This window comes from Rhodoplanes azumiensis, assembly GCF_042682915.1.
GTDB classification, from domain to species: domain Bacteria; phylum Pseudomonadota; class Alphaproteobacteria; order Rhizobiales; family Xanthobacteraceae; genus Rhodoplanes; species Rhodoplanes azumiensis.
Genome location: NZ_JBHUIW010000024.1, coordinates 23,632 through 44,824 on the forward strand (window position 1 = coordinate 23,632; position 21,193 = coordinate 44,824).

Sequence of the window (21,193 nt, forward strand, 5' to 3'; positions counted from 1 at the left end):
CGCGCCGCACCGACCCGACGGCGATCGTCGTCGGGTCGCCCGGCCCTACCGCGTGGCGCGTCGGCCGGCGGGCTCCGCGGGAGCGCCGCCGAACAGGAGGCGGCTCGGGTTCTGGTCGATGTTCTTGACCGCCTGCTCGAGCGTCGAGATGGCGCGGCGGCCGTCGACCGCCAGACGCTCCCATTCGCGCAGGCCGGTCTGGCTGAACCGCGTCAGGCCGCTCGACATCTGGCTGATGTTCTTGTCGAGATTGTCGGCGAGCGTGCGGATCGAGCGGGCCGCGGCGGCGACGTCCTCGAGCTTGCCCTCGGCGCCGGTCATCACCGATTCGGCCTTCGCCACGATGCGGTCGATGCGCTCGGAATTGTCGGCGAGCGTCTGGGTGAACGACTCCATGTTCCGCAGCGTGTTGCGGAACGACGCCTCGTTGTCGGCGACGAGCGAATCGAGCCGGCGCAGCACGCTGCGCGCCGCCGAGGTGACGTCCTGCCCGGCCGTGAGGTCGGCACGCAGGATCGGCGGGTCGAGCACCGGCGCGGTCGCCGAGCCGCCGCGCAGCGACACCGAGGCGAAACCAGTGAGGCCCTGGAAGTCGAGCCCGACCTGGGTGTCGGTCCGCAGCGTCACGGCGCGGTCGACCGCGATGCCGACGATCACCTGGCGGGGCGCGTCGGGATCGATGCGCACCGTGGTCACGTCCCCCACCCGGATGCCGTTGAACAGCACCCAGGAGCCGGGCCGCAGGCCCGAGACCGCGCCCTCGAACACGACGTCGTAGCGCTTGCGGTCGAGGCCGCCGGGCGGTGCGCTGAACCAGTAGACGAACGTGAAGGCGCCGACCACCACGGCCAGCGTGAACAGTCCGACCAGGATGTAGTTCGCTCGCGTTTCCATCGTCGACCTGCCCGCCCTCGAACCCGCCCGTCCCCGAACCTGTAGCCGTCGTCGCCCCGACCGCGGCGCACGCCGCGACATTCGTCGCCGGTCAGGCGACCGCGGCGGCGGCGCCGACCCGTGACCGCACGCCCCGGAAGTAGGACCGGATCCACGGATGATCCGACGCCAGCATGGCATCCATCGGGCCGACCGCGACGACGGTGCGGTCGGCCAGCACGGCGATCCGGTCACAGACCGCGTGCAGGCTGTCGAGATCGTGGGTTACCATGAAAACCGTGAGCCCCAAAGTCTGCTGCAGGGTCTTGATCAGGTTGTCGAACTCCGCAGCCCCGATGGGATCGAGCCCGGCCGTCGGCTCGTCCAGGAAGACGATCTCCGGATCGAGCGCCAGCGCGCGGGCGAGCGCGACGCGCTTGATCATGCCGCCCGACAGCTCGGACGGGATCTTGTCACAGACGCTCGCGTCGAGGCCGACCATCTCCAGCTTGGCGATCGCCACCTCGTCCATCAGGCGGCGCGACAGCGCGAGATGCTCGCGCATCGGGAACTGGACGTTCTGCAGCACGGTCAGCGAGGAGAACAGCGCCCCCTGCTGGAACAAGACGCCCCAGCGCCGCTCCAGGGCGCGCCGCGCCCGCGCGCCGAGCCGCGCCGGATCCTCGCCGAACACCGCGATGGTACCGGAGCGCCGCGGCAGCAGGCCGACGATGGTGCGCAGCAGCACCGACTTGCCGATGCCCGACGCGCCGACGCAGCCGAGGATCTCGCCGCGCGCCACGTCGAGCGACACGCCGTCCAGCACGGTCGCGTCGCCGAACCCGCTGACCAGGTCGCGCACGCCGATGACGATCTCGCTTGCGGGCGCCAGCATGGTCACGCTCCCGCCGGGCCCTGGTCATTCCGGGACGGCGCGCCAGCGCCGGACCCGGAATCCAGCCAGCACATCCGAGATCGTTGGTGGATTCCGGGTTCACGGGCTGCCGCCCGTGCCCCGGAACGACTGGTGGGGTCTGCCAGCATGGTCACATCCCGATCGTCGCGAAGAAGACGGCGAACAAGCCGTCGAGCCCGATCATCAGGAAGATCGACTTCACCACCGAGGCGGTGGTGTGCAGGCCGAGCGACTCGGTCGAGCCCTTCACCTGCAGGCCCTCGACGCTGGCGACGACGCCGATGACCAACGCCATGAACGGCGCCTTGATCATGCCGACCGCGAAGTCGTCGAGCGAGATGGCATCGTGCAGGCGCGACAGGAACACGTCGGGGCTCATGCCGCCGTAGAGCCAGCAGACCAGGAAGGCGCCGTAGAGCGCCGCCATCGAGCCGATGAAGCTCAACGCCGGCAGCGCGATCACCAGGGCGGCGACGCGCGGCAGCACCAGGATCTCCAAAGGGTCGAAGCCCATGGTGCGCAGCGCGTCGGTCTCCTCGCGCATCCGCATGGCGCCGAGCTCGGCCGTGTAGGCGCTGCCCGAGCGGCCCGCCACCATGATGGCGGTCATCAGCACGCCGATCTCGCGCAACACCAGGATGCCGACCATGTCGACCACATAGGTGTCGACGCCGAAGCGGCGAAAGTGAAACAGCCCCTGCTGCGCGATGATGCAGCCGATCAGGAAGGTCATCAGCAGGATCACCGGCACGGCGCGCCAGCCGACCCGGTCGAGATGATGCACCGTGGAGGTGAGGCGGAACGTCCACGGCATCGCGGCGGTGCGCAGCGCGACGACGGCCAGCTCGCCAAGCATCTGGACGATCAGCAGGAGGTCGCGGATCAGGCCGACGACCGTCTCGCCGAGCCGGGCCAAGGCCTCGGCGATCGGGTTCGGTCGTCCCCGCGCCGGCGGCGTGCGGTTCGCCGTGCGGACCACGTCGACCAGGGTGCGATAGCGCGGCGGCAGGTCGACGACGGCCGCCTCGCGGCCGGTCGCGTCGAGGCTGCGCACCAGCCGCTCCAAGAGCCACGCCCCGAAGGTGTCGAGCCGCTCGATGCCGCCCATGCGGATCTCGACGCAGCGGCTCTCGGCCGGCACGCCACGGGCGCGACGCAGCGCGCTCTCGACCAGGCGCTCGAGATCGCCGGCCCGGTCCGCCGTCCACGATCCGGCGGCGGCGAGCTCGAGCCGCCCGTCTGTGACGCTGGCATCGAGCAGGCGGTCGCTCATCGTAGGCTCCGGGGGTGCGATACGGGATCCTCCCGATTCGCCGCCCCTGATACTTGACACCGCAGCGCCGGCCTGTCGAGGTCCGACCGAACCGCATCGGGGCCGTTTCATGGCATTGAAACTCTCTGCAACATCAGAAACTTGGCCGATTGCCGGGAGGTTCGCGATCAGCCGCGGGGCGAAGACCGAGGCGTGCGTCGTCGTCGCCTGCGTGTCGGACGGGACACACCTCGGACGCGGCGAATGTGTCCCCTACCCGCGCTACGGCGAGAGCGCCGAGAGCGTGCTGTCGGCGGTCACGGCGATGGCGCCGGCCCTGAACGCCGGCCTCGATCGGACGGCACTCCGGGCAAAAATGCCGGCGGGAGCCGCCCGCAACGCGATCGACTGCGCCCTGATCGACCTCGACGCGAAGCGCGCCGGCGTGCCGGCCCATGTGCTGCTCGGCTTGCCGGGGCCGCAGCCGCTCCTCACCGCCTACACGATCTCGCTCGGCACGCCCGACGCGATGGCCGCCGCGGCGGCGGCCGCGGCGCACCGTCCGCTCCTCAAGGTGAAGCTCGGCGGCGCGGACGATCCGGCCCGCATCGCCGCGGTGCGGGCCGCGGCGCCGGCCGCGACCCTGATCGTCGACGCCAACGAAGGGTGGACGCCGGCCGATCTCGAATCGAACCTCGCCGCCTGCGCGGCGGCCGGCGTGCAGCTCGTCGAGCAGCCGCTGCCGGCCGCGGACGACGCGGCGCTCGCCGCCGTGCCGCATGCGGTGCCGATCTGCGCCGACGAGAGCGTGCACGACCGCGGAACGCTGGCGCAGCTCCGCGACCGCTACGACGCCGTCAACATCAAGCTCGACAAGACCGGCGGCCTCACCGAGGCGCTCGCCGTCGCGGCCGAAGCGCGCGCGCTCGGCTTCGAGATCATGGTCGGCTGCATGGTGTCGACCTCGCTCGCCATCGCGCCGGCGGTGCTCCTCGCCCAGGGCGCCCGCTTCGTCGACCTCGACGGACCGCTCCTGCTTGTGGACGACAGGCCACACGGACTGACCTTCGACGGCAGCATTCTCCATCCCGCTACCGACGTGTTGTGGGGCTGAGACTTTCCGGATTGAGGGAACAATCCTCCGCAGGTACGAATCCTGCAAGGCCGGTCGGGGGACGGCTCTCACGGGGGATTGGAGCATGCGGATCGCAACCTTGTGCCTCGGCGCGTCGCTCGCCGTCGGAGCAATCGTGCCCGCCGCCGCCGACGTGCTGATCAGGTCCGACACGGGCGGCATGATCGGTGACTACGTGACGCGCTGGCAGCGCGTCCGTGAGAGCGGTGAGCGAGTCGTGATCGACGGCACCTGCCTGTCCGCCTGCACCATCGTGGTCGGCATGATCCCGCGCGACCGGATCTGCGCGACCCGCAACGCGGCGCTCGGCTTCCATGCCGCCTGGCTGCCCGACCAGGCCGGTCGCCGAGTGACCAGCCCGGTCGCGACCCGGGCGCTGTGGGGCCTCTATCCGGGCAGCGTGCGGCGCTGGATCGCGCGGCGCGGCGGCCTCACCCCGACCATGCTGATGATGCGCGGCCGTGATCTCGCCGCCGTGGTGCCGCCCTGCGAAGGCACCGCTCGGCGCGTGGCGTCGGCGCCGCGGTCGGCCGGCAATGCGCCGCCGCGCAGCTATCGCCGGGCCAGCAGGGCGATCGCGACACCGGCCGTCGCCGAAGCCGCCATGGCCAGATAGGCGAAGCTGCCGAAAGCCGTCACCAGGAGCCCGGAGGTGCCCATCGTCACGGCGAAGACGACCGAGACGACGCTCGCATAGTCGCCCTGGGCGGTGGCGCCGCGGTGCTCCTCGGCGAGGAAGTGCATGGCGCCGAGATGCGCGGCGCCGAACGACAGCGCGTGCAGGCCCTGCAGCCCCGGCAGCAGCACAGCCGGCGGGTCGAACGCCATCACGGTCCAGCGCAGCACCGCGCCGGCACCGCCGAGCATCAAGAGGTCGACCGGGCGCAGCCGCGCCGCGACCCGCCCGGAGACGGCGAACAGCACGATCTCGGCCACCACGCCGATCGCCCACAAGCCGCCGATCTCGAGCCCGTCGAGGCCCTTGGCGGCCCATTGCAGGCTGGCGAAGCCGTGCAGCACCGCGTGGCTCGCCTGGATGAGGCTCGCCGCCACCACGACGGCGACGAAACGCGGCGAGCGCCACGGGTTCGGCCGATCCGCCGCCGGGCCGACACCGTCGGGATGCGGCAGGAGCGGCCGCAACAGGCTCGCCGTCACGGCAGCCGCCACCAGGGCGGCGGCGAGCGACCACACCACGTTGGGCGGCCCGAGCCGCTCCAGGAGCAAGCCGCCGGCCAGGTTGGCGACGATGAAGCTCGCCGAGCCCCACAGGCGCACCGGGCCATAGGCACGGCCGCGCTCCGCCAGGCCCCTCAACGCGAAGGTGTCGGCGAAGGGCAGGATCAGCGCCTGGGTCAGCGACGCGACCGCATAGGCGACCAGGATCGCCGAGAAGCCGCGGGACTGCTCGAGCAGCACGAAGGAGGCGACCGTCACCCAGCAGGCGGCGATCAGCGGCCCCTTCAGCCAGCCATGCCGGTCGGCCAGCCGGGTGGTGAGCGGCACCACCACGGGCCGGGTCGCCATGGCGAGCGCCAGGACGAGGCCGATCTCGCGGGCATCGAGCCCGCGATCGGCGAGCCACACCGGGAGGAACGGGAGCTGGATGCCGGCGAAGACGAAATAGGCGGCATAGAAGGCGCCCATGCGCCGGGCGAATCCGTCGTCCGGCAAAGTCCTGTTAAGTAAAGGCATCTCGCGGATTGCGCTCCGGTGGCGAGTCGGGCAGAGCTTTAGATCGCGGTCGCCGACGTGAAAACCGGTTTCGCATCCGGCTCCGCGCAACGCTCCGCCCCGGGACTCGACGCCCGCGGGCGATGTCGGTTCTTGCCGGTCCGTTCCTTGCCGGTCCGCCCCGTCAAGGGCCGGCATCGGCCTCGCCGGTTCGACGAGTTCCGATCGCACCGGGTGACCATGTCCGACGCGCTCTCCGCCTACCCACCGAACCCGGATCCCGATCCGGCCGAGCCGCCGTCGCCGGACGAGATCGAGTATTCGGCGATCGCGGCGGCGCTGGCGGAGACGCGGCGTGGCCGCTGGTTCCTGGAGGAGCACGCGCGCCGGACCCGGCTGGAGGAGATGGATCTCCTCGCCCTCATCCTCGGCCGCATCGAGGTCGCGGTCGCCGACTTCCGCGACGAGACGGTCGCCAAGCTCGCCGAGCCCGTCGTGCCGCCGGCGCTCCTCGACGCCCTGCCGCAGGCGCTCGGCCGCATCGAGGAGCGGCTCGCCGCCCTGCCCGTCCCGCCGGCCGACCGCACCGACGAGGTGCTGGGCGCCCTCGAGCGCGTGCAGGAGGCGGTGGCGGCGCGCCCCGAGCCGGCCCCGACCGTCGACCCCGAGGCCGTTGCGGCGGCGCTCGCCCGCATCGAGGCGGCGATCGCCGAGCAGAAGTTCCCCGAGCCGGAGATCCGCGCCGAGGATCTGTTTCCGCTGCCGCGCATCGAGGCGGCGCTGGGCGATCTGCACGCCACGCTCGCCGCGCAAAAGAGTCCCGAGCCCGAGGTGCGGGCCGAAGACCTCGCCCCGCTCGGGCGGATCGAGGCGGCGTTGGCGGAGCTGCGGGCCGCGGTCGCCGCGCAAAAGAGTCCCGAGCCCGAGGTTCGCGCCGAAGACCTCGCCCCGCTCGGGCGGATCGAGGCGGCGTTGGCGGAGCTGCGAGCCGCGGTCGCCGCGCGGACGATTCCCGAACCCGAGGTTCGCGCCGAAGACCTCGCCCCGCTCGGGCGGATCGAGGCGGCGTTGGCGGAGCTGCGAGCCGCGGTCGCCGCGCGGACGATTCCCGAACCCGAGGTTCGCGCCGAAGACCTCGCCCCGCTCGGGCGGATCGAGGCGGCGTTGGCGGAGCTGCGGGCCGCGGTCGCCGCGATCGCCGCACAGACCATTCCGGAACCCGAGGTCCGGGTCGCGGACCTCGCCCCGCTGGCGCGGATCGAGTCCGCGCTCGACGACCTGCAGGCGTTCCTCACCGCCCCGCGGGCCGAGGAACCGCCCGCTCACCCCGCCGACACCGCGCCGCTCGCCCGGATCGAGGCGACGCTCGTCGCCTTGCACGGCGCCGTTCAGACGGCGCTCGCCGAGCCACGCCCGGCACCGCCGCTGCCGGCGGTGAGCCCCGAGGATCTCGCGCCGCTCGCCCGGATCGAGGCGGCGGTCGCCGAGCTGCAGTCCGCGGTCGCCGGCCGGAAGGCGACCGAACGGACGATCGGGCCCGACGATCTCGCGCCGCTCAGGCGAATCGAGACGACGGTCGAGGCCCTGCACGCCGCGGTGCCGCCGACCGGCTGGACCGACGACCTCGTCACGGCGCTAGGGCGGATCGAGAAGGCGCTCTCCGAGGAGCGCGCCCCGCCGGCCCTCACTGGAATTCTTGAGGATCTGGTCGCCGCGCTCACCCGCATCGAGGCCGTGGTGATGCGCGAGCCGGACGCCGAGGGCGCCGCCGCGCGGGTGCGCAAGGAGGTGTTCGCCGCCGTCGACCGCATGGAGAGCCTGGTCGAGGCGACACTCGGCCCACTCCGCAAGTCGCCGGTCGTCTCGGAGATCCGTGCCGAGCTCGTCTCGCTCGCCGGTGCCGTCGCGAGCGTCGGCACCACGGTCGCGGCGCTCTCCAGCGAGCCCGGCCGCGCCGCCGCGCAGACCGAGGCGATGGCGGCCCTGCTGCGCGAGCAGAACGAGTGGCTGCGCCGGCTGGTGGACATGGTCGGGCGGCTGCCGTCCGCGCCCGCCGTGCCGGAGACGCCGCCTCCGCCGGCCTGGTCGGAGGCCGCCGCCCCGGCGCCGCCGGATGCGGTGACGTCGCCGGAGGCGATCGTCGCTGCCCCGACCTCCCCGCCTGCGGACTTCGACCGTCTGGCTGCGACCGCATCGGCCGAGGTCGCCGCCGAGATCGCCACCGAGATCGCGACAAAGATCGAGACGGACGCCGCGCTGCCCGACACCACGCTCATGGGCGCCGAGATCACGGCTGCCGAGATCGATCACGCCGCGGCCGCCGAGGCAGCGACGGCGCCGGCGGACGAGACGGCCGCGGCGCTGGTGATCGTGCAGCCGCTCGCCGACGTGGTGGTGGTCGAGATCGCCGCACCGGACGTCGACACGGCAGGGCCCGAAGCCGTCTCGCCGGAGCCGGAGGCCCACCCCGCCGAGCCGAAGACGCCGGCAGCGTCGGTCACGGCCGCGGTGCCCCTCGTCGCCGACGTGGTGCCCGAGGTCGGCCCGATCCCGGTGATCGACTTCGATTTCGCCGCGGCGCCGGCCGTCGTGACCGGGCCCGCCGAGGAACCTGCCGCATCGCCGGAGGGCGAGCCGGCCGTGCCCCCCGTGAGGGCCGCCGACGGCCCCCCCGATGCGGCGCCCGGACACGAGGCGCGGAGCGCACCCGGTCCCGCGCCCACGCCGGAGCGCGAGCCCGAGAACGCGCCGGCGCCCGAACTCCTCGACGCACCGCGCGGCACCATCACGACCGGAATCACGCCGTTCCACGTTCCGTCCTGGCTGGTCGGCGACGACGCCGCGGCGGCCGCCGCGGCGGGTGGGATCATGCGCCCCGCGGTCGCCCTGGAGCCGGAGCCGCTCCCCGCCCGCACCGGCCCCGACCCGGTGAGCGCTTATCGATTCTCGATCGGCGATGTGGCCGCCGCCGGGGCTCGCACCGCGGCCCTGCCCCCGGCCCTCAACCTGCTCGCCCGCATCAAGGAGGCGCAGGCGGCCGACGAGGCGGAGGCGGCGAGAACGGCCGCGGCCCCGGAGCCGCCGCCGCCCGTACATACCGTGCCGATCGATCCCTTGGCGCCGTTGAAGACGCTGACCGAGGAAGAGAAGATCGCGCTGTTCAGCTGAGCCGTGTTCACAGCCACGGCCTGATCATCTCGGTCATTCCGGGGCGCGGCAAAGCCGCGAACCCGGAATCCAGCCCGGGTCACGGAGCTCGCCACTGGATTCCGGGTTCGCGGGCTGACGCCCGCGCCCCGGAATGACGACCGCAACAATTCTATCTGGACTGGCCTCTCAGCCGATCAGCCTGCAGAACATCTCGGCGTCGACATTGCCGCCCGACAGCACGACCACGACGACCTTGCCGCGCGCATCGACGCGGCCGGCGAGCAGTGCCGCGAGCCCGACGGCCCCGCCCGGCTCGACGACGAGCTTCAGCTCGTGGAAGGCGAGCGCCACGGCGCGCCCGACCTCGGCGTCGCTCGCCGTGACGCCACGGACCCCCAGGCCGAGATTGAGCGGGAACGTCACGGCGCCGGGTGTCGGCATCAGGAGCGCGTCGCAGATCGAGCCGCTGGTTCTCTCGTTGCGCTCGCGCTTGCCGCTCACCAGTGAGCGGGCGTAGTCGTCGAAGCCCTCCGGCTCTGCCGTGACGATCTGCGCCTGCGGCGCCTTCGCCTTGACGGCGATCGCCGTGCCGGCCGTGAGCCCGCCGCCCGAGGCGTTGACGAGCACCATGTCGGGCGAAAGCCCCAGCGCCTCGAGATCGATCATGATCTCGCGGCCGACCGTGCCCTGCCCGGCGATCACCAGCGGATGATCGTAGGGCGGCACCACGAAGGCGCCGCGCTCGCCCGCGATCCGTCGCGCGATCGCCTCGCGATCCTCCTTGTCACGATCGTAGAGCACCACCTCGGCGCCGTAGCCGGCGGTGCGCACCTGCTTGCTCTTCGGCGAGTCGGCCGGCATCACGATCGTCGCCGGCATGCCGAGGAGCTGGGCCGCCGCGGCGACGCCCTGCGCATGGTTGCCGGACGAGAAGGCGACGACGCCGGCGGCGCGGCGCTCCGGCGGGATCGACGCGCAGGTGTTGTAGGCGCCGCGGAACTTGAACGAGCCGGTGCGCTGCAGCGTCTCCGGCTTGAGGAAGACTTTTGCGCCGGTGAGGCGGTCGAGCACCGGGCTGGCGACCAGCGGCGTGCGCACCGCGACGCCCTCGATCCGGGCGGCGGCGGCGGCGATGTCGGCGATGGTGGGCGGAGCGAAGGACGAGGCGGGGTCGGTTGTCATGGCGCGCGACCCTAGCCCGCACCGCCCGGAGCGACAAGATGTGCGCCGGATGTCCCCGGCATGCCGGAAAACAGCCTCGGCACCGGCCTCCACTGATCCCCACGCAAGCGGGGATCCGGACGGCTCGGCCATGTCGCCCCTGGATCACGCGGCTTCGCGCGGACCAGCGGATCCTGGCGCAGTCGCTAGGCCGCCGCGCGCTGGGCCGCGTCGGGGAGACGGCGGAAACGCACCAGCGTGTAGACGCCGAGCGGCTTGATCGGCCGGCGCTCGATCAGCGCGACGGCGCCGTGCCGCTCCGCCCAGGCGGCGAGCCGCGCGAACGGAAACTCCGGCCGCAGCCCCATCTTGCGCGCCGGCCGCGCGACCAGACGCTCCAGCACGGCGGTGAGCCCCTTCTCCGAATAGAGATGGTTGACGAGAATGATCTCGCCGCCGGGCCGCACCACCCGGGCGCACTCGTCGAGCACGCGCTCGGGATCCTCGACCAGCGTGATCACGAACTGCGCGACGACGCAGTCGAACGAGCCGGCCCCGAAGGCGAGGTCGGTCGCGTCCATCACCATCACCGACTCGACATGCGGGAACTGCCCGGTGGCGAGTCGCGCCTTCGCCTTCGCGACCATCGGGGCCGACATGTCGATGCCGACCACCCGGGTCGCGTGATCGTAGTCCGAGAACGAGAGCCCCGTCCCCACCCCGACCTCGAGGATGCGGCCGCCGACCTGCCGGGCGGCTTCCGCGGCGGCACGCCGTCCGCTCTCGAAGATCGGCCCGCACACCATATCGTAGAGCGGCGCCCAGCGGGCATAGGCCTTCTCCATGACGTGACGTTCGGGATCCGCGATGGTGTCTGGATGGGGCGACAAGGCCATGTGCTGCTCCGAAGGATCGTTGGCGTTCTTGTTGCGACGTCGTTCTTCCGGCGCGACGCACCTCGTTCCGGGCGCTCTCACCGACACGCAAAACCGCCCCGCCCCCGAACGGCTCCGGATCAGAGCCGCTCGGGACGAGGCGGAACGTGGACTTACATCGTCACCCCGGCTCACGCCGCCTGGGCGGCGACCGGAGCGGGCTCGGGCTCGATGCTCTCGAGCCGCTTCGTCCAGGTGATGATCTCGAAGCGGCCGTCGAAATGCTCGGCCACGGCCGTGCAGCTCTCCACCCAGTCACCGCAATTGATGTAATGGGTGCCGAAACTCTCGTGCATGACCGCATGATGGATGTGGCCGCAGATCACGCCGTCGACGCCGTGGTGCTGCGCCTCGGCGGCGAGCGTCTTCTCGAAGTCGCCGATGTAGTTGACGGCGTTCTTCACCTTCAGCTTGGCCCACTTCGAGAACGACCAGTAGCCGAAGCCGAGCCGCCGCATCAGCCCGTTGACGAGGCGGTTCATCGTGATGGCGAGGTCGTAGGCCTTGTCGCCGAGCAGCGCCAGCCAGCGCGCCTGGGAGATCACGAAGTCGAACAGGTCGCCGTGGATGACCAGATAACGACGGCCGTCCGGCGTCTCGTGGATGGCGTGCTCCACCACCTCGATGCCGCCGAAATGCGTGCCGTAATAGCCGCGCAGGAACTCGTCGTGATTGCCCGGCACGTAGATCATGCGGGCGCCCTTGCGGCCCTTGCGCAGGAGCTTCTGGACGACGTCGTTGTGGGCCTGCGGCCAGTACCAGCTCGACTTCAGGTGCCAACCGTCGACGATGTCGCCGACCAGATAGACCGTGTCGGCCTCGTGCCAGCGGAGAAAGTCGAGAAGCTTGTCGGCCTGGCAGCCGCGGGTTCCGAGATGGACGTCCGAGATGAACAATGTGCGGAAGCGCCGCAATCCGTTGTCCGTCACGCCGCGCCCCCTTCAATGATCGCATCAATGATCGTGAACATTTCCGGGTTCTGACAGAGTCCTGTTGCGGTTCGATGACGCACCGCACCGGGCCTGGGAACCGACCCTGCGCGCCCCTTCGTCATCGCTTCGTCATGCGGGCGTTGTAGTCGCCGGACATGACACTCCTCGGACTCGCTGTCGCCTTTTGTGGCCTCACCGTGCTCGTGCATGTCGCGAGCGTCGCCATCGCCGCTTGGCGTTGCCGCGTGCGGTCGGGCACCATGGCGCCGAGGCCCGGCACGCCGCCCGTCACCATCGTGCGGCCGGTGTGCGGCATCGAGAACTTCATCGAGGAGACGCTCGCCTCGACGTTCCGGCTCGACTATCCGACCTACGAGATCCTGTTCTGCGTCGCCTCGCCGGCCGACCCGGTGATCCCGGTGGTCGAGGCGCTGATGGCACGGCACCCGACCGTGCCGGCGCGGCTGTTGATCGGCAACGATCCGGTCAGCAGCAATCCCAAGCTGAACAACTGCGTCAAGGGCTGGCACGCGGCCCGCCACGACTGGATCGTGCTCGCCGACTCCAACGTGCTGCTGCCGATCGACTATCTGCAGCGGCTGCTGGCGACCTGGCGGGCCGACACCGGACTCGTCTGCGCCCCGCCGATCGGCAGCCGGCCGGACGGCTTCTGGGCCGAGGTGGAATGCGCCTTCCTCAACACCTATCAGGCGCGCGCCCAGTATGTCGCCGACACGATCGGGCTCGGCTTCGCCCAGGGCAAGACGCTGTTCTGGCGCCGCGTCGTGCTGGAGGCCGGCGGCGGCATCAAGGCGCTCGGCGCCGATGTCGCCGAGGATGCCGCCTCGACCAAGGTGGTGCGCGGGCTCGGCCTGAAGGTCCGCCTGACGGACGCGCCGTTCGAGCAGCCGCTCGGCCGCCGCCGTCCGGCCGAGGTGTGGCGCCGGCAGTCGCGCTGGGCGCGGCTGCGGCGGGCCTGCTTCCCGGGCTACTTCCTGCCCGAGATCCTCACCGGCGGGCTGTTTCCGGGTCTCGCCTTAGCGATCGCGGTCGGCGAGCTCGGCGGCCCGGTGCTGCCGCTGCTCATGCTGTTCTGGCTCGGCTGGTACGGCGCCGAGATGGCGCTGGCGCGCGCCGCCGGCTGGCACCTTTCCCGCTGGTACCCGCTGCACGGCCTGTTGCGCGACCTGATGCTGCCGGCGCTGTGGCTCGACGGCCTGCTCGGCCAATCCTTCGAATGGCGCGGCAACGAGATCCGCGTCGAGGCCGACGGACGCGCCGTCTGAGGGCGGCGCCGACCACGCGCCGGCCGGGCGCCTGAATCCGGCTCTCCGCGCCGAGGCGTCCGCCGCCGCTCCGTCCCGTATTTCCCGTCGCACGGAACCTGTGAGACGGGCCGGCTCGGCCGGTCGGGACGGCCTTCCATCGGACGGGAGCGACCCGTGCCGGCCACCGTCGACCGACAACATTCGACCCGAACGATAGCGGCCCGAACGATCGCGGCCCGGACGACCGTGCTCGCCGCCCTCGCTCGACGGCATCGGCATGGCCGACATCATGACCGGCATCGCCGAGCAGCGGCACCCCACGTCGTCCGGCACACCGGCGCGCCGCGCCCGCTCGCCCGGACCGGCGCGCCGGGATCCGCCACGCCTCTTGCGGCGGGTCGTCTCCTGGTGTCTGGTCCCGGCATCGTGGCGCGGCGCGCCCGATCGCCAGGATTCTCGCCCCAGGACATCCGCCATGGATCTCGGACTCGCCGGCCGCAACGCCATCGTCTGCGCCTCCAGCCGCGGGCTGGGACGCGCCTGCGCGCAAAAGCTCGCCGAGGCGGGCTGCACCGTGGTGATCAACGGGCGCGACCGCGATCACCTGACCGCCGTCGCATTCGAGATCGCCGAGCGCACCGAGGCGGCCGTGATCCCGGTGGTCGGCGACGTGGCGACGGCGGAGGGCCAGGCGGCGCTGCTCGAGGCCTGCCCGGCGCCCGACATTCTCGTCAACAACAATGCCGGCCCGCCCTTCCGGGATTTCCGCGAGCTCGACCGCGAGGCGATCCTGACGGGTCTCGTCGCCAACATGGTGGCGGCGATCGAATTGACCCAGACCGTGATCGACGGCATGCGGGCGCGCCGATTCGGCCGCATCGTCAACATCACGTCGGGCTCGGTGAAGATGCCGCTGCCGGGCCTCGATCTCTCCTCCGGCGCGCGCGCCGGGCTCACCGCCTTCATGGCCGGCGTCGCCCGCACGGTCGCGGCGGACGGTGTGACCATCAACGCGCTGCTGCCCGGCATCTTCGAGACCGACCGGCTCAAGGCCATGATCGCGGCGACGGCCGAGCGGCGCGGCGTCACGCCCGAGGAGGTCGCGGCCGAGCGGCTGGCCACCGTGCCGGCGCGCCGGCTCGGCACGCCCGAGGAGTTCGGCGCCGCCTGCGCGTTCCTCTGCTCGGCCCATGCCGGCTACATCACCGGGCAGAGCCTGCTGATCGACGGCGGCGCGTTCCCGGGCGCGTTCTGATCATGGTCCGCGCGGCGCTCGGCCCGTTCTGATTCCCTCATGGCCGGGCTCGTCCGGGCATGACGGCGCCGAGAGCCGTCGGCCCGAACCACGAAAACGGGCGCCCGCAGGCGCCCGCTCTTTCTGGACAGGTGTTTGTCGTCCGGACGAGCCGCCCGGCGGCGCGCCCGCCGGACCTCCCGGAGCCGGCGGCTCTTCAGGCCGCCTTGCCGAGGACGCGCTTCGCGAGGTCGCGGAACTCGCCCTTCGAGAGCATCTTCTTGTTCTTCAGCGAATAGGCCTTGACGGCCTGCAACACCGTCATGGCGTCGTCGTCCGACACCTGCATGCCGAGATCCTGCAGCCAGATGTTGACCGAGTCGATGCCCGAGCCCTTGCCCATCACGATGTCGGCGGGCGGCTGGCCGACCGCGTCCCAGCGGATCGGGAACAATTCGGTCGCCATCTGCTCGCCGCAGTTCTTGAACCAGCTCGCGATGATGCCGGACTCGATCTGATAGAGGCCGGAGCCGACGATCGCCTTGTTGCTCGGCACCTGCACGCCGGCCAGCCGCTGCACCAGATTGGCGAGCGGCGTGAGCTTGGTCGTGTCGATGCCGATGTCCTGACCGTACATGGTCTTGAGCGCCATCACGACCTCTTCCATCGGCGTGTTGCCGGAGCGCTCGCCGATCCCCAGCACGGTCGTGTGCATCACCTCGACGCCCTCGGCGAGCGCCATGATGGTGTTGGCGACGCCCATGCCGAAATCCTGGTGGAAGTGCGCCTCGAGCCGCACGTTCAGGCGCTTCTTCACCTCGCGGGCGAAGTAGCGGGCGGCGTGCGGCGACAGCACCCCGAAGGTGTCGACCAGCGCCACCGCGTCCATATGGCCTTCCTTGCCGACGCGCTCGATCAGGTCGATCGCCCATTTCAGCTCGGCGCGCGAGAAGTCGATCGGGAAGAACACCACCTCGAGCCCGTTGTCGTGGGCGTAGCGGGTCGATTCGATCGAAGTCTCGATCGCCTTCTCCATCTTCCAGCGATAGGCGTTCTCGACCAGATGCATGCTGGAGGGGATCTCCATCACGACGCCCTTGACGCCGGTGTCGATCGCCCGCTTCACGTCGTCGACCATGCAGCGCGCGAAGGCGAAGATCTCGGGGCCGAGATTGCGCTTCACGATCTCCTTGATGGCCTCGTTGTCGGACGCCGAGACGACCGGCATGCCGGCCTCGATGCGATGCACGCCGGCTTCCGCCAGCGCCTCGGCGATCCTGATCTTCTCGTCCTTGGAGAAGATCACGCCGGTCTGCTGCTCGCCGTCGCGCAGCGTGACGTCGTGAACCTTGATCTGCTTGGCGAAGTTCAGATCCTTGACGGCCTCGTCGGCGTAGTTCCACGGGCTCACGAACCAGTCCTTGGCCTTCCACGGCTCAGTCGCCATCTGGCTGCTCCTCTCGCGCTGCGTCTCGTTGATCGGCGCCGTTGCTCGGCGCCTGTCGGCCGCTGCGGCCACGCCTTTCGGCGCGGCCGTCGTTTCGCTCCTCGGGCCGGTACTCTACAGAGTTTGATTCCGCGCGCGCCGGAAAAGTCGGGCGATCTCGTTGCTCAATCCTCCGATCAGTCATGCAAAAGACGCCGGACATGGGGCCTCTGCAAAAGCCGCAGAGCCGCGAAAGATCGCGGCCGGCGGGCGTCGATACGCGCAACGCGGCGCGGCGTCGCAGCGAGCCTGCCGCAGTGCAGCACGTCTGTGGCCTCGCCGGTCCGGGTGACGAAACGCGGGTGATGTCAGGCGATCGGATTCGTCAGTGCGCCGATGCCCTCGATCGACACCGTGACGACGTCGCCCGCCACCAGATAACGCGGCGGCCGGAACCCGATCCCCACACCGGCCGGCGTGCCGGTGGCGATCAGATCGCCCGGCTCCAACGTCACATAAGCCGAAACGGTGGCGATGATGGTCGCGGTGTCGAAGATCATGTCGGAGAGCGGCGCCGATTGCCGCCGCTCGCCGTTGACCACGGTGGTGAGCATCTGCCCGTCGAGCGGCCCCATCTCGTCGGCCGTCACCAGCCACGGGCCGACCGGGCAGAAGCCGTCCAGGCTCTTGCCGAGGAACCACTGCTTGTGGCGTTGCTGCAGGGTGCGGGCCGTCACGTCGTTGACCACCGTGTAGCCGAACACGTGGTCGAGCGCCTCGGCGGCCGTCACCTTGCTGCAGCGCCGGCCGATCACCACGCCGAGCTCGCCCTCGTAATCCACCGTGCCGGTCGGATCGGCGGAGGCCGGCACCGGCTGGAGCGGATCGGCGAGCGACGACGTCGCCTTGGTGAAGACCACCGGAAATTCCGGGCTCTCCTGCTTGTCGCCCGACTGGTCGACGCCGCTCTGGGCGAATTCCTTCGCATGTTCGTGATAGTTCTTGCCGACGCAGATCACGTTCTTGGTCAGCGGCCCGACCGGCGCGGCGAGCGTCAGGCTCGACAACGGCGTGGCGGGACCGTGGCGGAGCGCGTCGGGCGCGCGGTCGAGGAGCGTGATCACGTCGCGCAGGTCGACGGCGGGGGCGCCGTCGATCAGGATCGGTCTAAACTCGTCGTGCGCGACGGTGCCGAAGATCTTGCCCTCGGCGGCGTGAACGGCGGCGATACGCATGATGTCCGGGCTGGGCCTTCCTGCCGGGCCGGGAGCGGCCGGCTTCCCTCGGCCGCGGCACGGCCGATCGGGCCGGATGGTATGACAAGTGGTCCGACCGGGGAAGGCGCGGCACGCCCAGGCTCGCGGCGATGCACACCGTCCTGCTGCGATGCAGCAGGCTCAGGCCCCCCGGGCCTCCAGGACGGCCCGGATCGAGACGCGGGACCAGCCGGCGACGCGGTCGCGGAACGCCGTGTAGGAGTCGTGGACCTTCTTGGCGAGCGGATTGCGCCCCGCGACCTCGGCGAGAATGTCCACGGCCTGGCCGCGCGCCGCCGCGACGATCTCGTCCGGGAAGGTCTCGAGCTTCACCTTGTGGCGCTCGATCAGCGCGGCCAGCGCCTCGGCGTTGAGCCGCTCCATCTCGGAGAGCGCGAAGGTCGCCTCGGTCGCGCAGGCATGGGCGACGATCGCCTTGAGGTCGGGATCGAGGCTGGTCCAGGCGGCGAGCGAGACCAGGCATTCGCCGGTGCCGTTCGGCTTGTTGAAGCCGGGACCATAGTAATGCGGCGCCACCCGGTAGAGGCCGAGCGCGATGTCGGTGCCGGGCCCGACGAACTCGGCGCCGTCGAGCACGCCGGACTGAAGGCTGGTCAGGATCTCGCCCGGCGCTGTCGTCTGCGGCGTCGCGCCGAGCCGGCGATACACCTCGCCGCCGAGCCCGAGCGAGCGCACCTTGAGGCCCCTCAGATCGGCGAGACCCTTCAGCGTGGTGCGGAACCAGCCGCCCATGCAGACGCCGGTGTTGCCACCCATGAACGGCTTCACCCCGAACGGCGCGTAGAGCTCGTCCCACAGCGCCTGGCCGCCGCCGGCCTCGACCCAGGCGACGTGCTCGGCAGGCGTCAGGCCGAACGGCACCGTGGTATAGAACGCCGCCGCCGGCTGCTTGCCCTGCCAGTAGAACGCCGCCGTGTGGCCCATCTCGACGACACCGCCCCCGACCGCGTCCAGCACCTCGAAAGCCGGCACCACCTCGCCGGCGGCATGGACCGTGATCTGCAGCCGACCACCGGACATCGCGGCGATGCGCTCGGCGATGCGCTCGGCCGACATGCCGGGACCGGGCAGCCGCTTCGGCCACGACGTCACCATCCGCCAGCGCCTGGTCTGCGCCCGCGCCACCGCGGGCGCGGCGACGGTCGCCGCGGCGCCGAGCGCCCCGCCGGCGAGACGACGTCGGGTGAGGTTCTTCATCTCGGACTCCTGAACACATGACGTCCGTCGTTTCGGGTGGCCGCACACTCGTATCGAATGATGATCCAGCTATGCAGCGGCCTTCGTACCCTCTCCCTGAGGGAGAGGGTCGGGCGCGAGCAAAGCTCGCGACCGGGGTGAGGGTTTACGGAGTTTGTCGGAGAACTCGGCACCCCCTCACCCGGATCTCGCGCATCTGCGTGAGATCCGACCTCTCCCCGGCGGGGAGAGGTGAACCGGAGAATGCCGCCAGCCCGGAGCTTCACGACGGATGCATCAAAACAGGCCATTCGTCGCGTTCACCACCACCGGTGAAAATGATGGATCGGGCCGAAGCCGGTGCCGATGGTCAGGCGGTCGGCGGCCGCGATCGCGGCGGCGACGTAGTCCTTCGCGGCGCCGACGGCATCGGCGAGCGGCTGCCCCTTGGCGAGGCCGGCCGCGACCGCCGAGGAGAGCGTGCAGCCGGTGCCGTGCGTGTTCCGCGTGGCGACGCGGGGCGCCGCGAAGCGGGTCACGCCCTCACGCGTCACCAGGAGGTCGGCGCTCTCCGCGCCTTCGCCATGACCGCCCTTGATCAGCACGGCGCGGGCACCGCGCGCGAGCAGCGCCTCGCCCTGCCCGCGCATCTCGGCCTCGGTCGTCGCGACGCCCGTGTCGAGCAGCGCCGCCGCCTCCGGCAGGTTCGGCGTGATCAGATCGGCGCGCGGCAGCAGGAGGCGGATCAGCGTGTCGACCGCCTCCGGCGCCAAGAGGCGCGCCCCGCTGGTCGAGATCATCACCGGATCGAGCACGACGTTGCGAGCCCGATGCTGATCGAGCCCGGCCGCCACCGCGACGATCGCGGCCGGCACCGACAGCATGCCGATCTTCACGGCCGTGACGGCGAGATCGGAGAACACCGCGTCGATCTGCGCGGCGATGAACTCCGGCGGCACGTCGTGGATCGCCGTGACGCCGCGGGTGTTCTGCGCGGTCAGCGCGGCGATCACCGAGGCGCCGTAGACGCCGAGTGCCGAGAAGGTCTTCAGGTCCGCCTGGATGCCGGCGCCGCCGCTCGAATCCGAGCCCGCGACCGTGACGGCGATCGGCGTCTTGGCGATCGGCGTGACGGTGAGCGGCGTGACGGGGAGCGAGGTCGTCACGCGGCGCGCTCCGCCAAGACGCCGTCGACGATCGCCCGCAGCGTGCGGGCCGCGGCCTCCGGATCGGGCGAAAGCGACAGCGCCGAGATGACGGCGACGCCGTCGGCACCGGCCGCGACCACCGGGGCGGCGTTGCCGATCGCGATGCCGGCGATGCCGACCACCGGCATCGCCGGCGCCCGCCGGCGCAGCACCGCACGGATCTTCGCGAGCCCCTCCGGACCCATCGGTGGGGCGGGATTGTCCTTCGACAGGGTCGTGTAGACGCCGCCGACGCCGGCGTAGTCGAGGAGGTCCAACGGCACCCGCTCGGCCTGGTCGAGCGTCTTGATCGAGTGGCCGACGATGGCGCCCGGTCCCAGGACCGCGCGCACATCCTCCACGGTCATGTCGTCGGGGCCGACATGGACGCCGGCGGCCCCCGCCGCGAGCGCCACGTCGACGCGGTCGTTGATCACCAGTGGCACGCCGAACGGCGCCAGCACGTCGATCAGCGCACGCGCCGCCTCGACCATGCGGCGGGTGCTGCCGTGCTTGTCGCGCAGCTGCACGAGCGTCGCCCCGCCCGCCGCCACGGCGCGGGCGAGATCGACGAGCGGGCGCCCACCGGCCCGCTCCGGATCCAGGATGGCGTTGAGACGCACGTCGACGGTCATTCAGCTCACCTTCGCCTGCTCCAGCAGATCCTTGCGATCGAGATCGAACAGCGTGTCGAGAAGCCGCACGGCAAGCGTGCCGGGGCCGCTCGACACCACCGCGCCCCGCTCCGCCGCGACACCGAGCGCGACGAGCGCCGCGACCGTGGCGTGCCAGGGATCCTCGTCGACGGCCGCGAAGGCGGCGACCAGCGCCGCGCCGGCGCAGCCCATGGCGGTGATACGCGCCATCCAGCGGTGGCCGTTGGCGACCGCGGCGCACCGGGCCGCGTCGGCGACCTGGTCGGTCTCCCCGGTGAGCGCCACGACCGCCTGATTCTCGCGCGCGAAGCCCGGGAGATGGTCCGCCTCGGCCGACAGGCCGGACAGCGCGGCGAACTCGGCCGGGTTCAGCCGCAGCACGCTCGGGCGCATGGCGAGCAACGCCTTGCCGAAGGTGGCGCGGCCCGGCGAGCGATCGACGAACACCGGATCGAGCACCCAGGGGATGCCGGCCTCGGTGGCGGCATCGATGGCGATCCCGATGGCGGTGCGACGTGTCTCGTCGAGCGTGCCGATGTTGACGACGAGCGCGTCGGCGCCGGCCACGAAGGCGGCGATCTCGTCCGGCGCGATGGTCATCGACGGGACCGCGCCGGCGGCGAGCAGCAGGTTGGCCGTGTAGGTGTGGGCGACCGTGTTGGTGATGCAGTGGACCCGCGGCCGCTTCGCCCGCAGCGCGTCGAGCGCGTCGGCGGCGCGTGCGACCAACTCGCCTGTATCGGGGCGCCCGTGGACAGGGGCGTCGTCGCCCGTTCGCGTCATCTCGAGATCCCTCCGCCGGCATGACCCGGATCAGGTTCGACGGGTTGGCACGCCGGCCCGCAGGAGCCGGCTCCGCCTCTCAGCCCGGACGCGGATTCGGCCGGACACCCCGCTGAGATCAAAGGCGAAACTAGTCCCTCCCCCGGCCCCGCGCAAGG

The 21,193-nt window shown here is 71.5% G+C and carries 18 protein-coding genes; 5 read left to right on the top strand and 13 right to left on the bottom strand.

All coding sequences use genetic code 11. The features are described from left to right. Positions 1-45: 45 nt before the first annotated feature. The 3 genes from ACFSOX_RS18395 to ACFSOX_RS18405 form a co-directional block, all read right to left on the bottom strand. Positions 46-894 carry an MlaD family protein gene (locus ACFSOX_RS18395; protein ID WP_378479277.1) on the bottom strand — a complete coding sequence of 283 codons (849 nt, stop codon included), beginning with the start codon at positions 892-894 and terminating at the stop codon, positions 46-48. A gap of 91 nt (positions 895-985) precedes the next feature. Further along, complete coding sequence (locus ACFSOX_RS18400; RefSeq protein ID WP_378479278.1) at positions 986-1,768, bottom strand: ABC transporter ATP-binding protein; 783 nt, start codon at positions 1,766-1,768, stop codon at positions 986-988. A 151-nt stretch (positions 1,769-1,919) separates the two neighbouring features. Then, the gene (locus ACFSOX_RS18405) at positions 1,920-3,062 is read right to left on the bottom strand and encodes an ABC transporter permease (protein WP_378479279.1); all 1,143 of its coding nucleotides are present in this window, start codon (positions 3,060-3,062) and stop codon (positions 1,920-1,922) included. A gap of 109 nt (positions 3,063-3,171) precedes the next feature. Between ACFSOX_RS18405 and dgcA the strand changes: the two genes are divergently transcribed. After that, complete coding sequence (dgcA, locus tag ACFSOX_RS18410; protein ID WP_378479280.1) at positions 3,172-4,155, top strand: N-acetyl-D-Glu racemase DgcA; 984 nt, start codon at positions 3,172-3,174, stop codon at positions 4,153-4,155. Positions 4,156-4,240: 85 nt separating this feature from the next. Further along, positions 4,241-4,792 carry a hypothetical protein gene (locus tag ACFSOX_RS18415; protein ID WP_378479281.1) on the top strand — a complete coding sequence of 184 codons (552 nt, stop codon included), beginning with the start codon at positions 4,241-4,243 and terminating at the stop codon, positions 4,790-4,792. Here the strand turns inward: ACFSOX_RS18415 and ACFSOX_RS18420 are convergent. Beyond that, on the bottom strand, positions 4,729-5,823 hold the full coding sequence (locus ACFSOX_RS18420; RefSeq protein WP_378479282.1) for an MFS transporter: 1,095 nt from the start codon (positions 5,821-5,823) through the stop codon (positions 4,729-4,731). The two genes, ACFSOX_RS18415 and ACFSOX_RS18420, sit on opposite strands and share 64 nt — an antisense overlap. Before the next feature lie 261 nt (positions 5,824-6,084). On the opposite strand from ACFSOX_RS18420, the gene ACFSOX_RS18425 reads away from it, so the two are divergent. Further along, positions 6,085-9,018, top strand: coding sequence for a hypothetical protein (locus ACFSOX_RS18425; protein ID WP_378479283.1), 2,934 nt, complete (start codon positions 6,085-6,087; stop codon positions 9,016-9,018). Between the two features lie 168 nt (positions 9,019-9,186). On the opposite strand, the gene ACFSOX_RS18430 is transcribed toward ACFSOX_RS18425, so the two are convergent. The 3 genes from ACFSOX_RS18430 to ACFSOX_RS18440 form a co-directional block, all read right to left on the bottom strand. After that, entirely contained in the window at positions 9,187-10,182 is a 996-nt protein-coding gene (locus tag ACFSOX_RS18430) for a threonine ammonia-lyase (protein ID WP_378479284.1), read from the bottom strand. A gap of 185 nt (positions 10,183-10,367) precedes the next feature. Beyond that, a complete protein-coding gene (locus ACFSOX_RS18435; protein WP_378479285.1) occupies positions 10,368-11,057 on the bottom strand; it encodes a class I SAM-dependent methyltransferase in 690 nt (229 codons plus the stop codon). A gap of 170 nt (positions 11,058-11,227) precedes the next feature. Beyond that, a complete protein-coding gene (locus ACFSOX_RS18440) occupies positions 11,228-12,025 on the bottom strand; it encodes a UDP-2,3-diacylglucosamine diphosphatase (RefSeq protein WP_378479286.1) in 798 nt (265 codons plus the stop codon). Positions 12,026-12,183: 158 nt separating this feature from the next. On the opposite strand from ACFSOX_RS18440, the gene ACFSOX_RS18445 reads away from it, so the two are divergent. Continuing rightward, on the top strand, positions 12,184-13,314 hold the full coding sequence (locus tag ACFSOX_RS18445; protein WP_378479287.1) for a ceramide glucosyltransferase: 1,131 nt from the start codon (positions 12,184-12,186) through the stop codon (positions 13,312-13,314). Between the two features lie 457 nt (positions 13,315-13,771). Continuing rightward, positions 13,772-14,551: an SDR family oxidoreductase gene (locus tag ACFSOX_RS18450; protein WP_378479288.1), complete on the top strand. Its 780-nt coding sequence runs from the start codon at positions 13,772-13,774 to the stop codon at positions 14,549-14,551. A gap of 196 nt (positions 14,552-14,747) precedes the next feature. Here ACFSOX_RS18450 and ACFSOX_RS18455 read toward each other — a convergent pair whose 3' ends face one another. The 6 genes from ACFSOX_RS18455 to thiM all read right to left on the bottom strand — a co-directional run bounded on the left by ACFSOX_RS18455 (position 14,748) and on the right by thiM (position 20,981). Further along, entirely contained in the window at positions 14,748-15,977 is a 1,230-nt protein-coding gene (locus ACFSOX_RS18455; RefSeq protein WP_378479289.1) for a LeuA family protein, read from the bottom strand. 347 nt (positions 15,978-16,324) lie between these two features. After that, positions 16,325-17,191: a fumarylacetoacetate hydrolase family protein gene (locus ACFSOX_RS18460; RefSeq protein WP_378479290.1), complete on the bottom strand. Its 867-nt coding sequence runs from the start codon at positions 17,189-17,191 to the stop codon at positions 16,325-16,327. Positions 17,192-17,353: 162 nt separating this feature from the next. Next, on the bottom strand, positions 17,354-18,430 hold the full coding sequence (locus tag ACFSOX_RS18465; protein ID WP_378479291.1) for a TRAP transporter substrate-binding protein: 1,077 nt from the start codon (positions 18,428-18,430) through the stop codon (positions 17,354-17,356). A 299-nt stretch (positions 18,431-18,729) separates the two neighbouring features. After that, positions 18,730-19,575 carry a bifunctional hydroxymethylpyrimidine kinase/phosphomethylpyrimidine kinase gene (thiD, locus tag ACFSOX_RS18470; RefSeq protein WP_378479292.1) on the bottom strand — a complete coding sequence of 282 codons (846 nt, stop codon included), beginning with the start codon at positions 19,573-19,575 and terminating at the stop codon, positions 18,730-18,732. After that, positions 19,572-20,231 (bottom strand): thiamine phosphate synthase, encoded by a 660-nt coding sequence (thiE, locus tag ACFSOX_RS18475; RefSeq protein WP_378479293.1) that lies wholly within the window; start codon positions 20,229-20,231, stop codon positions 19,572-19,574. The genes thiD and thiE overlap by 4 nt, the downstream gene beginning before the upstream one ends. After that, positions 20,232-20,981 (bottom strand): hydroxyethylthiazole kinase, encoded by a 750-nt coding sequence (thiM, locus tag ACFSOX_RS18480; protein WP_378479294.1) that lies wholly within the window; start codon positions 20,979-20,981, stop codon positions 20,232-20,234. Positions 20,982-21,193 lie beyond the last annotated feature (212 nt).